Origin of the sequence: Halobacteriovorax sp. YZS-3-1, assembly GCF_047084945.1 — a bacterium.
Classification (GTDB): Bacteria; Bdellovibrionota; Bacteriovoracia; order Bacteriovoracales; family Bacteriovoracaceae; genus Halobacteriovorax_A; species Halobacteriovorax_A vibrionivorans.
Genome location: NZ_JBKIYI010000001.1, coordinates 314,431 through 329,604, shown reverse-complemented (window position 1 = coordinate 329,604; position 15,174 = coordinate 314,431). Strand labels below are relative to the sequence as shown.

Annotated in this window: 14 protein-coding genes and 1 tRNA gene; 7 read left to right on the top strand and 8 right to left on the bottom strand. The window is 35.1% G+C overall.

Annotation, left to right across the window (positions count from 1 at the left end; genetic code table 11):
* The 3 genes from ACMAZI_RS01625 to ACMAZI_RS01615 are packed head-to-tail and all read right to left on the bottom strand — an operon-like array spanning nt 1 to nt 2,281.
* A complete protein-coding gene (locus ACMAZI_RS01625) occupies nt 1-1,050 on the bottom strand; it encodes an AI-2E family transporter (protein ID WP_114705920.1) in 1,050 nt (349 codons plus the stop codon).
* A complete protein-coding gene (locus ACMAZI_RS01620; RefSeq protein WP_114705921.1) occupies nt 1,022-1,624 on the bottom strand; it encodes a cyclic nucleotide-binding domain-containing protein in 603 nt (200 codons plus the stop codon). Before ACMAZI_RS01620 ends, ACMAZI_RS01625 begins: the two co-directional genes overlap by 29 nt.
* Nucleotides 1,625-1,633: 9 nt before the next feature.
* Nucleotides 1,634-2,281 (bottom strand): tetratricopeptide repeat protein, encoded by a 648-nt coding sequence (locus ACMAZI_RS01615; protein WP_412473907.1) that lies wholly within the window; start codon nt 2,279-2,281, stop codon nt 1,634-1,636.
* An 82-nt stretch (nt 2,282-2,363) separates the two neighbouring features.
* On the opposite strand from ACMAZI_RS01615, the gene ACMAZI_RS01610 reads away from it, so the two are divergent.
* From ACMAZI_RS01610 to ACMAZI_RS01600, 3 genes are read left to right on the top strand one after another with little or no spacing between them, the layout of a single operon-like run.
* Nucleotides 2,364-3,731, top strand: a complete 1,368-nt coding sequence (locus ACMAZI_RS01610; RefSeq protein WP_412473908.1) for an aminotransferase class III-fold pyridoxal phosphate-dependent enzyme — start codon at nt 2,364-2,366, stop codon at nt 3,729-3,731.
* 12 nt (nt 3,732-3,743) lie between these two features.
* The gene (locus tag ACMAZI_RS01605) at nt 3,744-4,745 is read left to right on the top strand and encodes an arginine N-succinyltransferase (RefSeq protein ID WP_412473909.1); all 1,002 of its coding nucleotides are present in this window, start codon (nt 3,744-3,746) and stop codon (nt 4,743-4,745) included.
* An 11-nt stretch (nt 4,746-4,756) separates the two neighbouring features.
* Nucleotides 4,757-6,271, top strand: coding sequence for an aldehyde dehydrogenase family protein (locus ACMAZI_RS01600; RefSeq protein ID WP_412473910.1), 1,515 nt, complete (start codon nt 4,757-4,759; stop codon nt 6,269-6,271).
* Here the strand turns inward: ACMAZI_RS01600 and ACMAZI_RS01595 are convergent.
* A complete protein-coding gene (locus ACMAZI_RS01595; protein WP_412473911.1) occupies nt 6,268-6,792 on the bottom strand; it encodes a hypothetical protein in 525 nt (174 codons plus the stop codon). The genes ACMAZI_RS01600 and ACMAZI_RS01595 overlap by 4 nt on opposite strands.
* Before the next feature lie 180 nt (nt 6,793-6,972).
* Here ACMAZI_RS01595 and ACMAZI_RS01590 point away from each other — a divergent pair.
* Together ACMAZI_RS01590 and ACMAZI_RS01585 are read left to right on the top strand one after the other, a co-directional pair.
* Nucleotides 6,973-7,047: transfer RNA gene (locus tag ACMAZI_RS01590), tRNA-Asn, on the top strand.
* Between the two features lie 19 nt (nt 7,048-7,066).
* Nucleotides 7,067-8,374, top strand: coding sequence for an aKG-HExxH-type peptide beta-hydroxylase (locus ACMAZI_RS01585; RefSeq protein ID WP_412473912.1), 1,308 nt, complete (start codon nt 7,067-7,069; stop codon nt 8,372-8,374).
* Here ACMAZI_RS01585 and ACMAZI_RS01580 read toward each other — a convergent pair.
* Nucleotides 8,371-9,903 carry a CDC27 family protein gene (locus ACMAZI_RS01580; RefSeq protein WP_412473913.1) on the bottom strand — a complete coding sequence of 511 codons (1,533 nt, stop codon included), beginning with the start codon at nt 9,901-9,903 and terminating at the stop codon, nt 8,371-8,373. The genes ACMAZI_RS01585 and ACMAZI_RS01580 overlap by 4 nt on opposite strands.
* 152 nt (nt 9,904-10,055) lie before the next feature.
* Here ACMAZI_RS01580 and ACMAZI_RS01575 point away from each other — a divergent pair, with 152 nt between their 5' ends.
* Nucleotides 10,056-10,481, top strand: coding sequence for an FHA domain-containing protein (locus ACMAZI_RS01575; RefSeq protein ID WP_412473914.1), 426 nt, complete (start codon nt 10,056-10,058; stop codon nt 10,479-10,481).
* Here the strand turns inward: ACMAZI_RS01575 and ACMAZI_RS01570 are convergent.
* The gene (locus tag ACMAZI_RS01570; protein WP_114705930.1) at nt 10,471-10,806 is read right to left on the bottom strand and encodes a HesB/IscA family protein; all 336 of its coding nucleotides are present in this window, start codon (nt 10,804-10,806) and stop codon (nt 10,471-10,473) included. The two genes, ACMAZI_RS01575 and ACMAZI_RS01570, sit on opposite strands and share 11 nt — an antisense overlap.
* An 87-nt stretch (nt 10,807-10,893) precedes the next feature.
* Here ACMAZI_RS01570 and ACMAZI_RS01565 point away from each other — a divergent pair, with 87 nt between their 5' ends.
* A complete protein-coding gene (locus ACMAZI_RS01565; protein ID WP_334677862.1) occupies nt 10,894-11,448 on the top strand; it encodes an FHA domain-containing protein in 555 nt (184 codons plus the stop codon).
* Nucleotides 11,449-11,453: 5 nt separating this feature from the next.
* On the opposite strand, the gene ACMAZI_RS01560 is transcribed toward ACMAZI_RS01565, so the two are convergent.
* Both ACMAZI_RS01560 and icmF read right to left on the bottom strand, forming a co-directional pair.
* Complete coding sequence (locus ACMAZI_RS01560; protein WP_114705932.1) at nt 11,454-12,005, bottom strand: cob(I)yrinic acid a,c-diamide adenosyltransferase; 552 nt, start codon at nt 12,003-12,005, stop codon at nt 11,454-11,456.
* Entirely contained in the window at nt 12,005-15,154 is a 3,150-nt protein-coding gene (gene icmF, locus ACMAZI_RS01555; RefSeq protein WP_412473915.1) for a fused isobutyryl-CoA mutase/GTPase IcmF, read from the bottom strand. The genes ACMAZI_RS01560 and icmF overlap by 1 nt, the downstream gene beginning before the upstream one ends.
* Between the last annotated feature and the right edge of the window lie 20 nt (nt 15,155-15,174).

The following is a 15,174-nucleotide window of genomic DNA, read 5'->3' as shown; positions in this document are numbered from 1 at the left end:
CTAATAGCCTTCTTCGTAAACATCTTTAAGAACTTGATCAATTAATAGCTTAATTGCGGCCGCTAATGGAATTGAAATAATCATTCCCGTAATTCCAATCATTTGAGAGCCAAGAATAACACTACCTACAACAACAACTGGGTGGAGGTTAACGATTTTTGAAACAAGTAATGGAAAGACAATTGCGATATCAATGGCATTGGCAACAAGATAGAGAATTAAAACTCCACCAAAGTCTGTCCCCATTCCGTATTCAGCTGCAATAAAGATTAATGCAGGAACAGAGCCAAATAATGGGCCTAGATAAGGAATAATATTAGTAACCGCTGCAAGGATTCCAAAGATCAGAGAAAAACGGATATCCATAAAGAATAGGCCCGCAAAAATTATGATCCCTAAAATACTGGCCTCAATAACCTTAGCCAGAATATAGTCACCAATACGACGATTAAATTGAAATGAGAGATGATAAAGCTTTTCAAAGTACTTATTAGGTAAAAGTCTTGTGACCTTCTCTCTGAATGTTCTCATATCTCTTAATGTGAAAAAGAGAAATAAAGGCACAATAAAAAACAATTCCAGTGCCGTACCAAGAAACTTTGGCAGTACCAATACAAAAGCACTGATCTCATCTTTTACAAAGTTCAAGGTTTGTAAAAGGTACTCATTACTTAAACGATAGCCAGACCTTGCTTCAACAAATGCCTGCAGAGATGAGTAACTTGTTTTTAGGAAATATTCTACTTTTGGAATATAAACTTCTAAATTATTTAATTCACTCACCATTATTGGAGTAACCTTTACCACTGGATAAATTGTAGCAAATAGAAAGATCACAACAAGGATGGCCGAGGAAAGGTTTCGATTTATATGATAACGTTCAATAAATAATAATATTGGATTTAGAATCAGAGTTAGAATGTAGCAAATTAAAAGAGGCGTTGCGACTCTAGGAAATAGAAAAAACAGGCCCATGCAACAGAGGATAAATAATCCAAAAATTATGGCCCTTAGACGATCATTACTGGTCATTTTTTTCTTTCTCTTCATTTAGTGCATTTACTTCATCATTTAAATCAGAGTTCTCAACCTTAAGTTTTCTAATTTCTCTTGCAAGAATATGTAACTTCTTTACAACTAGCTCACTCATTGCTTGGAGGAATTTAGAAGAGAGTCCCGGCTTTTCTGTAATCATTAGCTCGAGATCAGGTTTAAAAATTCCCAGCATCTCAAGTGGCTCTGAAGCAACTGCAGACACAGAACGCTTATGACCTTCTTCAAGTAGACCAATCTCTCCCAGGTAGTCCCTTCTTTCAAGATTAGTTACATGAAACTTCTTTCCACTTCGCTCTGTATAAAGTTCAACACGACCAGAGACAATGATGTAGAAACCAATTCCAAAGTCACCTTCTTTGAAGATAACCTCACCTTTTTCATATGTTCTTTTGTGAAAGTATTTTGAAAGTTGAAATAATTCAAATTCACCGAGATTTCTTAATATAACAGTTTCTCTTAGCAGATATGGGATGGTTACCTTATTGCTTTTAATAAGAGGATTAATCGACCACAAAAACTTTATTAAGTTAATATCGATTTGATCTTCTTTAGAATACTTCTCAGTCATAAATTACCTTTAATAAGTTTCAATGGAATCGGACTTAACCCAACCCTTAACGCTACTTGGCCAATAAATAAAAGACCATCCCTCATTCACCTTAGAGATAATCACTCTAAGTCCTTCACGTGCCTGCTGGTTATGTTCAAAAATTGCAGAAGGTCCTTCATGGACTTGCGTATCTTTCATCACAACAGCATTATTATATGTTGCTTTCAAATAGATGCTATTGAAAATAGCAGGACTGAGTGAAACGATAAATAAAATAAAAATAATACCTTTATGAATTTTAGTTCTCCAATTTAAAACTAAAACAATCAAAAGTAGTACCAAGGTAATACTAGTATAATAAACACTTGGTATATTAAGGCCTTTGGCAACAAGATTATACTCCTGACTACCTAAGTCATATTGAGTCTTAATATAGTCGATATTATTGGTTACGAGCTTATCTTGCTGACCTAGCTGATATGACTTTTCAAGATAAAGTCTGGCCGCTCCAAGGTCTTCTAATTTCAAGTACGCGGTGCCCAAATTGTAAAAATACTGAGCATCGATAAATAGACTTTTATTTTTAATTAGAAGATCTTTATAAGCTTCATAATCTTTATTTTTATAAAGTTCTTCCAATTCTTTTAGTGGATTTCCTGTGTTAGTATCTGGCATAAATTTATTATCTATTTGGCTTGTAGCCTTTGCAAGTGAGTGATAATTCTACCACATAAAAAAAGTAAAAAAGAGGTGAGTTATGGAATACGGCGTTAGAAACAATGAAATAAATGATCAATTTGATAAGCTATTCTCTTCAATTCTTAAAGAGCAGAAGAATTTTATGGAAGTTCGTGGGCCACAAGAAGGAAAAGAGCATCTAGTTGAAGAAACTTTAAAAACTTATAATCAAGAAAGAGGTAAAGGTATCTACTTTAACTATGTTTCATCTGGACGCGGACACGGGCCATTCACTGAGTTAATTGACGGTTCAGTAAAGTATGATTTAATCGGCGGTATTGGTCCTAACCTACTTGGTCACTCACATCCTATCTATATTAAGTCACACCTTGAGGCTGCTCTTGGTGACTCAGTTATGTGTGGAAATCTTCAACCATATCCACAAGCAATAGAATTAACAAATAATCTACTTAGTGCAGTTAAAGAAAGTAACCTGAAGCACTTTTGGTTTACAGGTTCAGGTAGTTTTGCAAATGATCTAGCTCTTAAGCTTGTTTGGCAAAAGAAAGATCCTGCTTATCGTGTGATTGCTTTCAAGAAAGCTTTTGCAGGAAGAAGTGTTGCTACTCAGGATATCACACATAATGCTAATTACCGTCAAGGGATGCCTAAGTCTTTAGATGTTGATCACGTTCCACATTTTGATCAAAACAACCCTGAGGACTCATTAAAGAATACACTAGCGGCACTTGAGGAAGTTACAGCGAAACACCCAAATCAGCACTGTGCAATTATGCTTGAAATTATTCAGGGTGAAGGTGGGTTTATCTTTGGACCAAAAGAATATTACGAAGAAATCTTTAAGTGGGCCAAGAAGAAAGGTTTATATATTTGGATTGATGAAGTTCAAACATTTGGTAGAACAAGAGAATTATTTGCATTCCAAACAATGGGCCTAGATAAGTATGTCGATATTGTTTCTGTAGGAAAGGCCCTACAAGTTTGTGGTGTCCTTTATAGTGAAGAATTAAACCCTAAGCCTGGTTTAATTGCAGGTACTTTCAATGGATCTGTTTCAGCACTTTCAACAGGAAGTAAACTTGTTAAGTATCTAACAGAAGGTAATTTCTACGGAGATAATGGACGTATCAAAGAATTAGAAGATAAGTTCATCACAAAGCTGACTCACCTAATGAAGAACTCTTGTAAAGACAAGATAACTTATGTTGGTGGTATTGGAACAATGATAGCTTTTGAAGTCGGTGACTCAACAACTGAAACCGTTTCAAAATTTGTTAAGGCTTTATTTAATAACGGAATCGTTGCCTTTATGGCCGGTAAAGAACCAACACGAGTTAGACTACTTCTGCCACTTGCTATGACTGATGAGCATATTGATGACATCATTTCTATAATTGAAAAAACAATCTTAGAAGAAATAAATTAGGGAAAGAAAAAAATGTTTCGAATAAGACCTGTTAAAAAAGAAGACTTAGAAGATTTATATGATCTTTCGGGATTATATACTTTTATTAACTTACCTCATGATAAGGAGTTAATCGAAAGTAAGATCAATAGTTCTCTTCGCTCTTTTAAACAAATGAGTTCTGATCTTTCACGCGATCATTATATTTTTGTGCTAGAAGATCTTGAGGCAAATAGAGTTATCGGCTGCTCTATGATTCACGCACGTCATGGTGATGAACATGAGCCTCATTTTTATTTGAAAGTTGGACAAGAAAATAAATTTTCCCAAACAATAAATACAGGCTTCATACACGGAACCCTGAAGCTTGGCTACGATACCGATGGGCCAACAGAAATTGGTGGGCTTATCCTTGATCCAAGTTATCGAGGCAATCCTAATAAACTAGGAAAGGTTCTATCATTTTGTCGTTTCATGTATATGGGATTAAATCCTCATCGTTTTAAGGACACTGTTCACTCTGAACTAATGCCACCATTTGATGCCGATGGAAAGTCTCCACTATGGGAAGCAATTGGTAGACGATTTCTTAATATGGAATATCATGATGCCGACATCTTAAGTCGTAAGAATAAAGAATTCATTCTAAGCCTCTTTCCTTCAGGAACAATTTACGAAACCCTACTTCCAATTGAAGCGAGAAATGCCGTTGGAAAAGTTGGACTTGATACTGAACCAGTAAAGAGAATGCTTGAATCAATTGGTTTTAAGTATACAAATGAAGTGGATCCATTTGATGGTGGTCCACACTACCGCTGTAAGCTAAAAGACATTAAGCCTGTTCAAACAATCCAAAAAGCAAAGATAGAACAAGGAAGTTGTAAACATCCAAAACTTTACCTTGTTATGACAAATGAAGAAAACTTTGAGGTAATCTGTCTCAAAGGTGAACTCAATAATGATATACTTACTGTCGACAACATTTCACAATATAAACTTGATCAAGATCAAGACGTCACAGTGATGGCAATATAAGGGAGATATTTATGTATCAACTAAAAGGCTCATTTTTTAATAATAACTTTGTGCAATTTGATAATACTGTAGATAAGCGAACAGATCGTACAATTTCAAGAGAGTGTCCAAGTGATACTTCTAAGGTCCTTTGGAACCTACAAGTAAATTATTCTCATATCGATGAGTTAATTGATTCTGCTCACAAAGGATTTCAAACTTGGCGCAATACTTCCATTGAAGAAAGAATTGAAGCATTAAAAAGGTACCAAGAAGCACTTAAAGGTAAGCAAGAACAAATTGCTACGGCCATCGCCCTTGAAGTAGGAAAGCCTCTATGGGAGGCCCGTACAGAAGCTGCTGCTCTTATTGCAAAAGTTAATGTAACAATTGAATCTTCCCTGCCTCGTATTCAGACAAAAGATATGCAAAACATTGCGCCAAATACAAACGCGCATATTTACTATAAGCCAGTTGGCCCAAGCTTTATTATTGGCCCATTTAATTTCCCATGCCACCTTGCAAACGGACAAATCACAGCGAATCTTATCTCTGGGAACTCAATTATTTTCAAGCCTAGTGAAAAGACATGTTATTCAGCACAGCTAATGTTTGAATGTCTTGCAGAAGCAAAGTTTCCAATGGGTGTTGTTAACCTTATTCAAGGTGATGGTGAAGTCGCTAGAAGAATCATCAAAGATAAGAGAGTTAAGGGTATCTTCTTTACTGGTTCAAAAGAAGTTGGTCAAAAAATTCTAGAGTCAACTCACACAGACTTATCAAAACTTGTCTCACTTGAACTTGGTGGAAAAAATACTTCAATCATCACAGAAAGTGCAGATATTGATTATACGCTAGAAGAAATTCTAACAGGCTCGTATTTAACGACTGGTCAACGTTGTACCTCAACTGGTCTCGTTGCAATTCATAGTTCAATTAAAGATGAATTCATTAGTCGCTTTCATGATATGGCAAAGAAGATTATTGTTGATCATGCAACAGAACATGAAGTTGATCCTTTTATGGGCCCTTTAATCGATCAAGCCTCTCTTGATCAATACCTACTCTTTATGGGAATGGCAAAAAGAGAAGGACTTGAAGAAGTTATGCGTGGGAAGCAATTAGAGCGTGCGACAAATGGTTACTATGTTTCACCTTCAATTCATTACGCAGATAAACTAATTCCAAATAGCCATTTCCTTGCAAATGAAATTTTTGGTCCAAACTGTACTTTTGTAAGTTATGACGATTTTGATGAGGCCATTAATATTGCCAACTCTACAGAGTATGGACTAGCAGCTTCAGTCTTCACTAAAGATGCTGCAAAATTTCAACATGCAGTTAATAATATTGATGCGGGACTTGTTAACCTAAACCGCGCAACTGTTGGAGCAAATTCAAAGCTTCCTTTTGGTGGCGTTAAAAACTCTGGTAATTATCGACCTGCCGCTGTTTCGACAGTTGATCATTGTGTTTATCAACTAGCAACATTAGAAATTGAAGAAACTAGTGCAAAAGGAAATATTAAAGGATTAAAAGAAGATTAATAATGTTTCTTATTTACAAGAACGCCGGTCGAAGAGTTCTGTGAAAGGTCTCTTCGATTTTTGCGTTCTTGTTCTAAATCAACAACAGAGTTTTTTGCATATAAATCGAGAACTTCCTTCCCTTTTATTTTTGTATAAACATTCTTAAAGCGCTCTTTTTCATTAATGATAAAAGTTGTAGTCTCAACAGGCTTGGCACCTGGGTGAACTTTATGTGATTCGAATTTTACCTTAGTTATAAAGTTATTAATGAATTGATGAACTCTATGTCCAGTGAAGATCTCACCTTGATCAAGGCCATCAATCGTTAGATCTGCAACAGCTTCCTCTTGTCCCGGGAAAGGAATAATCTTGGCCATTCCAGAAGGCGTATAAGTAATTTCCTGCCCTTGATTATGACTAATTAAGAGATTAGTTAACGTATCCTTTGCATCCATATCACCGAAGGTTGTTAAATCAGTAACTTCTTCTGGAGTTATGATACGTAGTAAATTTCTAATAAGGTTTGATTGTTCCATCATTTCCTATATTTTACACCAAAGTCTGACTCAACTTATCGGCTTTTCAAAAAAAAAAATTAGCAAATTTAATTGAGATACAATAATTTCAAACACTTAACTCATTGATAAATAATTTTCCCATAAAAGAAAATATTTACAATTTAAAAAAATAGGATTATAAAATTAACTACTTAAGATTGCTGGGATGTGGCGCAGCGGTAGCGCAGTAGACTGTTAATCTATTGGTCGCGAGTTCGAATCTCGCCATCCCAGCCATTTTTCATACCGAAACTCCATGAAACAATTCAATCAATTCATTCAAAATAATAACTCTTTCAAAGAGTCTTATTTAGAAACACTTGCACTTTATCGTGAAGATGCATCTAGTGATGTAGAAGAGAGCAATGAGTATTTGTCTCAAAGATTTCAAGACTTCTATAAAGAGGCCATCTTTTCAACTAAACTCGACTCATATTCAAACTTAAATTTTTACTGGTTTAATCTGATAGAAGCATTAATTGAGATCATTTCTTACCATTCAGAATTTGAAGTAGGCCAAGACTACGAAATGAGCGAATCAGAAGATGCTATATTTAATTTCTGGCACGATAGTAATCTTGCAAAGTCTTTTTTAAATTCACTTAGTGAGACAAAAGACCTCTTAGCTGAATCACAAAAACTTGTTCATATTTTAGAAGATAATATTATTTCATTTTTCAAGATACATATCCTAGAAGAAGTCGACCAAGAACTGCGCTATTTGAATGTACCTGAGCTTGGTGATGACAATATATCAGTATATCAAAACGGTAACCGTATACTATTTGATAAACTAGAAGATAAAGTCCTTGCTCATATCAATGAAAATTCTAAAAACAAGCACGCTCTAAGTACAAAGATCGATGACTTAACTATAATCTTCTACTCTGACCTTGAAGATTCATCTTCTTTCATGACAGAGAAAATAGCAAAAGCCTACGAAAGATTAAGAAAGTATACTCCTGATTTATTCGAGGTATTTAAAACTTTTACGAATAATATTATACCGATTAAAGAAAAGGGAATTGTCAGCTACTCAATGCAAACACTTCCAGGATACTCATCAATCAATACATTCGACCGTGATGATATAGATCTAATGGATGACCTTCTGCATGAAAATGGACACCACGTCCTAAATAGCTATTTAAATCAGAATGAGCTCTTAGAGGAGCTCGAAGAAAAAATCTATTATAGCCCTTGGCGTAGGGCCTTAAGGCCAATTAGAGGTATATACCACGCTTATATGACCTTTTATTGGGCCCTTGAACTATTCTCATCGCTTTCAAAACAAACAGAACACGACTTCACAGAGAATGAATTCAAAAAAATACAAGAGAGAGCAATTGAAGAATATTATATGCTTGTATTTTGTGAACTTGATTTAGAGAAGGCCTATAAAGAAGAGATTATTTCAAGTGAAGGCCATGAAATCTATCTTGTTTTTAAAGAAATGGTTGCCTCACACCGAAATCATATTTTGAATCTAGAAAAAAAGATAAACTCTGACTCAATTGAGAAAATTAAAAACGAGTTACTAGCTGCAAGAAGTGAGTATTACTAAACCTTCCTTAAAACCTTAGACTTAATTGTTTGCATCTCATTTGCAGGCATAAGCTCTCCTTGAGAAGTTGCAATCGGTATTCCCTTTTCAATTACTTCTAAGCATTGCTCATATTTCTCTTCACTAAAGAGTATTTTTGACTTTAGTAAGTAGGCTACAGAATATTTAGGATTTTCATTTAATACTACTTCTAAATGCTTTAGTGCCTTTTCAAATTTTTCATTATTAAAATGAATATCAGCTAATCCAAAGTTTGCAACAACATCATTTTCATCAATGGCCAAAACCTTATTAAACATTTCAAAACGACGGGCACGTTCTTCCTTTTCCGCTCTTTCTTGTTCTTCTTTCGCTTTCTTCGCTTTAGCTTCATCACCGAAACGCTTGAAAGAAGCAACTGTTGCAAGGGCCTTTTCTTCCTCGGCCTCTTCTATTTTTCCAAGCTTCATTAAATATAAGGACTTATTGGTATGTGCCATAACAGAGCTTTCATCAACCGCTAATAACTCATCCATAACATCAATGGCCTTCTGGTGTTCTCCGCTATTTCCAAGAATAACTCCTTTAGACTCATATGCATCTGCGTATAAAGGATTGAAACTAATAACTTGATCTAACAAGCTTAAAGATTCAGTAATCTTATTTTTATGAAAGAGATTAACGGCCTTATTATAATAGTATTCACTAATCTCTTCTTTGATATTTTCTTTAGCAAGCACAGGATATGTATTAATTTTGATTAAATCATCTTGGTATGAAACCTCAAGATTATTAATTAATAGCTCCCTTGGCGCTTTTGCTACAGAAAAGTGAGTTTCACCAATCTTACAACGATTAAGTATCTCTACCTTTTTATCATTTAGACTAACCTCATCAGCTAGTTCTTTATTTGAAGTTAATAACACAGGATAACGAGCGGCACCTCTTCGACTTTCAATTTTTGATGCGGTTTCTTGTCCAAGAAAACATCCTTTATTATAACTAATTGCAAATTCATTTAAGCGCGTTTCATTAATTAATTTAGTGCGATCAATTGTTTTATCTAATATAGGCCATGCTGTTAAGACTTCTAAGAAGTTCACATAATCTTTCTTGTCTAATTTCTCATCAACAAGACCGATATAGCCTACACCATCAAATAGACCCATTGTAACGAAATCATTTCCCTTCCTCGTTGAAAGGCATGGAAGCTTTTGAGTTTTCTCAATCGTTATATCTTCCATGATGATAAACTTCTCTAACTCTTCAATTGTTTCTTCAGAAATTTTCTCATCGACAGCAAGATAAAAACCATCATTATTATGAATTAAATAGAAAAAAGAAAACACACGTCCTGTACGATCAAGGCGACATGCAATTGTCGCAGCATTATCAAGGCCACTTATATCAGCAGTAATTTGCCTTTGTAGATACTCTCGAGTTTCCTCACCTTTGAACTTGTAAACAACATAATTATTTAACGTAAATTGGTTATCGTTAAAGAAGAATTCAAACATTACATCTTTAATAATCTCTTGATTGTTTTCCATATCGTTAACCTACTTTACTAATTACAATATTAACTAAACTATACTAGGCATTTTTTATTGTACCTTTCACTATATAAAACTAAATATATAATAGAAATTGTCTTAAGACTATTTAACGTAATTTAGTGATGCACTGAAAAAAGGAAATCGTAATGTCTATTCGCCTCATTATCGATGACAAGAAAAACACAAAGAAAATTCTTATGAAAAATAAAATAACTTTTGGCCGAAACAAAGAAGTTGTCGATATTGTTCTGGATGACCCTAAAGTCTCTTCAAAACACTTTGAAATTATCTATGACAAAAGCTCAATTCTTGTCCGTGACCTGTCTTCCAAAAATGGAACATTTATCAATCAGAAAAGAATCGAAAATGAAGAGCCTTTATATGTCTATGATATTCTAAAAGCTGGCAGCATTAGTATATCTATTGATGCTAAATCACTTACAAGTTTTGAATTTGAAAGACTCTATAGAAAAACAGATCCAAATTACTGGGGTGAGAATATTACCAATATTCTAAAAACCAGCAAATTCGTCTTAAAAGATATTAAAAAACCTATTAAGATTAAACGCTAAAGCTTTCACCACATCCACAAGTATTCTTTGCATTTGGATTTTCAAATACAAAGCCCTTTCCGTTTAGGCCGTCTTTGAAATCTAAAGTTATTCCACTAAGGTATATTGAAGACTTAGGATCGATAAGAATCTTTACGCCATCCATTTCAATAATATTGTCACTGTCCTTAGGGGCATCAAAGTCGATATTATAAGATAGTCCAGAGCATCCGCCTCCGATAACACCTAGACGAAGACCGAAGTCAGTCTTAGAACGATTTTCACTTTCGAAAATGTTTTTTATTTGGCCAAGGGCCTTTGATGTTACATTTAATAGCTCACTCATATAAACCTCTGAAATTACGTAGGTAATTATATCCAATACCTGTATTATATCATATTGGTGATATACTTTATATAGGAGTATCAAGCAATGTCTATCTCATTAGTTATTAAATGTGGTGAAAATACGGCCAAATTTTTGATCAAACCAAAAATCACTTTTGGGCGATCAAAGTCGGCAGTAGATATATCAGTAGATGATAAGAAAATATCATCAAAACACCTTGAAATTACACACGAAAAAAAAAATGAGATAATAGTTAAGGACCTTAACTCTACAAATGGTACCTTCATCAATAACAAGAAAATTGAAGGGTCCCATAGGCTCTATGTCTATGAAACTGTTAGAATAGGAAATTGCTATATTACAATATGTCTTGATGACTTAACTGAGCTCGAACTTAAATCTCTCACCCGACCGATCGAAGAGCATTTCGAAAATGGTGAAGTGACACAGACCAATACAAATCTTGCCGATCAAACAAGCTTTTTGGCCATAAATAATAAATTAAGCCTGCAAAGCCCGAAGCTTCGCGGAGATATTAAAAAGAAAGCACAAACTAAAAAGCCAGCTAAGAAAAAGAAACCAAAAGAGCCTGAAGAGGATAAAACTGTCATGACTAAAATCATGAAGTTTTTCAAATAAGACTCTTACTTATTTGGTACCCAAGCAACATCCTTAATATTTTCAATCTTATTTAGAAACCTTGCTACAATAAAGAAATAGTCAGATAAGCGATTTAGATATTCTAAATCGATTCTTTCAACATCACCTAAGTCCACGGCCTGTCTTTCTACTTCACGAGTTTTAGTACGACAGATATGAATATGAGAAGCGGCAACTCCTCCCCCAGGTAGAATAAAGTACTTCAATGGATCAACGATAGTATCGAAGTAGTCGATTTCTTCTTCTAAGTGGATCAACTCATCTTCTTTTAGCTTAGGTAAATTGTAATTTTCACGGTCCTCTTTTAGACTCGCAAAATTAGACCCAAGGACAAAGATATTGTCCTGGATCCTTTTAAATGTATTTTTTAATCGTACTTCTTGAATATAACAAAGAGATAAACCGATATAGCTATTTAGCTCATCCAAGTTTCCATAAAGGTTTATTCTAGCACTTGCTTTAGAAACACGTTGTCCACCAACTAGACTAGTCTCACCCTTATCACCTGTACGAGTATATAGCTTAGATTTCTTCATTACATATTCCTTCTATATTTCCCACCAATCTCATATAGAAGATTTGTGATTTCACCTAATGAACAATAATTTACAGTCTCGATTAATTCTTCGAAAATATTTCCTCCAGAAAGTGCAACTTCTCTTAGGCGATTAAGCGCGTCTTCTGATTTATTCTTATTTCTTTCTTTGAAGTCATTGAGTCTAGCAATTTGTCCTTTCTTTTCTTCATCACTACAGCGAGATAATTCAATTTCTTGATTTAGTTGCTCGTCAATATTATCGGCGATGTAAGTATTCACACCAATAATTGGTAGCTCACCTGAGTCTTTAAGAGTTTCATAATGAAGTGACTCTTCTTGAATCTTAGATCTCTGATACATACTTTCCATTGCACCAAGAACTCCACCTTTGTCTGAGATTCTCTCAAATTCAGAAAGAATAGCTTCTTCAACAAGACCAGCTAACTCTTCAATTACGTAAGCTCCCTGCATTGGATTATCTGACTTATTAAGACCGAATTCACGGTTGATAATCATTTGAATTGCCATTGCACGACGAACAGACTCTTCAGTTGGAGTCGTAATCGCTTCATCATATGCATTTGTATGAAGAGAGTTACAATTATCTGAAAGTGCAAGATAAGCTTGTAGAGTTGTTCTAATATCGTTGAAATCAATTTCTTGAGCATGAAGTGAACGACCAGATGTTTGAATATGATACTTAAACTTCTGAGCCTTATCATTTGCTCCATACTTATTACGCATTGTAATCGCCCAAATCTTTCTAGCAACTCGACCGATTACTGAATATTCAGGATCTAATCCATTAGAGAAGAAGAAAGATAAGTTTTGAGAGAACTCATCTATATTTAATCCACGAGCTAAGTAGTACTCAACAAATGTGAATCCGTTTGCCAGTGTGAAAGCAACTTGTGTAATTGGATTCGCACCAGCTTCTGCAATATGATAACCAGAAATTGAAACAGTATAATAATTTCTAATTTTTTGCTGACAGAAGTATTCTTGAACATCCCCCATCATTTTTAATGCAAATTCTAGAGAGAAGATACAAGTATTTTGGGCCTGATCTTCTTTTAAAATATCTGCTTGAACTGTTCCACGAATTTGTTGAAGGATCGCCAAACGCTTATCTTTATCATAATAATCATCGCCCTTAAGTTTTTGTCTTAGGGCCGTATTAAGATAGAATGCCAACATAATTGGTGCCGGTCCATTGATTGTCATTGAAACAGAAGTGTATGGATCTGAAAGATCGAAACCATCAAATAATAATTCCATATCCTCAACTGTTGCAATTGAAACACCTGCTTCACCAATTTTACCAAAAATATCTGGACGTAAATCAGGGTCTTCTCCGTAAAGAGTTACAGAATCAAAAGCTGTTGAAAGACGCTTTGCCTTGTCATCTTTTGAAAGATAGTGAAAACGTTTATTAGTTCTTGCTGGTCCACCTTCACCTGCAAACATTCTCTTTGGATCTTCATCTGTACGCTTAAATGGGAAAATCCCAGCACCGTATGGGAAGAACCCTGGAAGGTTTACATTTCTAATGAACTTATACTGATCTACAATTGAGGTGAAATTTGGTGTTCCAACTTTTTGGATATCAACACCTGAAAGGGATTGATATTTAGTCGCTACGTTGAACTCACGATCACGAACCTTGTAAGTAAATGTTCCACTTTCATATTGCTTAAGAACGGATTGAAATTGTTCTAATTCTTTTTCAACTTCTTCACCAAGTTCTTCTTTTAACTGAGTAAGCTTTTCATCGATTTCTTTACTAGGAACAATTTTACTTGTTATCTCTAGGGCCTCAACATCACGTAGCTTTTCCATTCTCTCAAATGTTTCTGAATTATAGTCACGACTAGTTTTTGCAATTTCTCTTAAATATAGAGCTCGCTCTGGTGGAATAATTCTTGTCTTATCGGTACGTGCACGATTGGCCTCAATTCCTTCCAGAGGCGCTTGATCGAAATCAAAAGTCTGTGCAATTGCTTGAAATAATGCATTTACTCCAACGTCATTAAACTTAGATGCCATCGTTCCAAAAATTGGTAACTCTTCATCAGTTGGAGAACCTGGATGCCCAGCAAAGAGATTATGATTGCGACGATATTGTTTTCTAATATCTCTCATTGAATCTTCTGAGCGAGGTTTTTCAAATTTATTTAAAACAACAAAGTCAGCTTGTTCAAGCATTTCGATTTTTTCTAACTGAGTTGCGGCACCGTACTCAGGTGTCATTACATACATACACTTATCAGAAATCTTTGTGATCTCATCAGAAGCCTGACCAATACCTGAAGTTTCAACAATAATTAAATCAAAGTCTTGTTCCTTTAAAAAATTAACAGTCTTTTTGATTTGTGGTGATAGTTCTGTTCCTGAGTCACGAGTTGCAAGAGATCTAATATAAAAGTTTTCAAAGTTTGCAGATCCTAATCTAATACGATCTCCAAGTAGTGCCCCCTGTGTCTTTTTCTTTGTTGGATCAACTGAAATAAGAGCGACTTTCTTCTCTGGATAGAAGCGGTGAAATCTTAAAAGAGTTTCATCAATTAATGATGACTTACCGGCTCCACCTGTCCCCGTAATACCTAGAACTGGAATATTCTTTTCCGATGATGGAATCTCAATTTCTGTCCCATCCTCAATTGCAGTAATAACCTTTGCAAGACTTGTCTTTGGCAGCTCTTTTTGCTTAGCATTTAAGTCAAAACCTTCCAGTGTCGAATGAGTTGCTCGCTCAATCATGTCATCAATGATGCCCTCAAGACCAAGCTTCATACCATCTTCTGGAGAATAGATTCTTGTAATTCCCATTTCATGCAGGGCCTTAATCTCTTTTGGTGTGATAACTCCACCACCTCCGCCAAAAATACGCACATTTGAGGCGCCAGCTTCATCTAAGAGCTCTCTAACGTAGGCAAAGTACTCATTATGCCCACCCTGGTAAGAACTCAGTGCAACTGCATGAGCATCTTCATGTAATACAGCATCCACAACCTCTTGCGCCGAGCGGTTATGACCTAAATGAATTACCTCAACGCCTTTTGACTGAAGTAATCTTCTCATAATATTTATTGATACATCGTGACCATCAAATAAGCTGGCCGCTGTGACAAATCTTAGTTTTCTCACGGTAAACCCCTGAAATTATG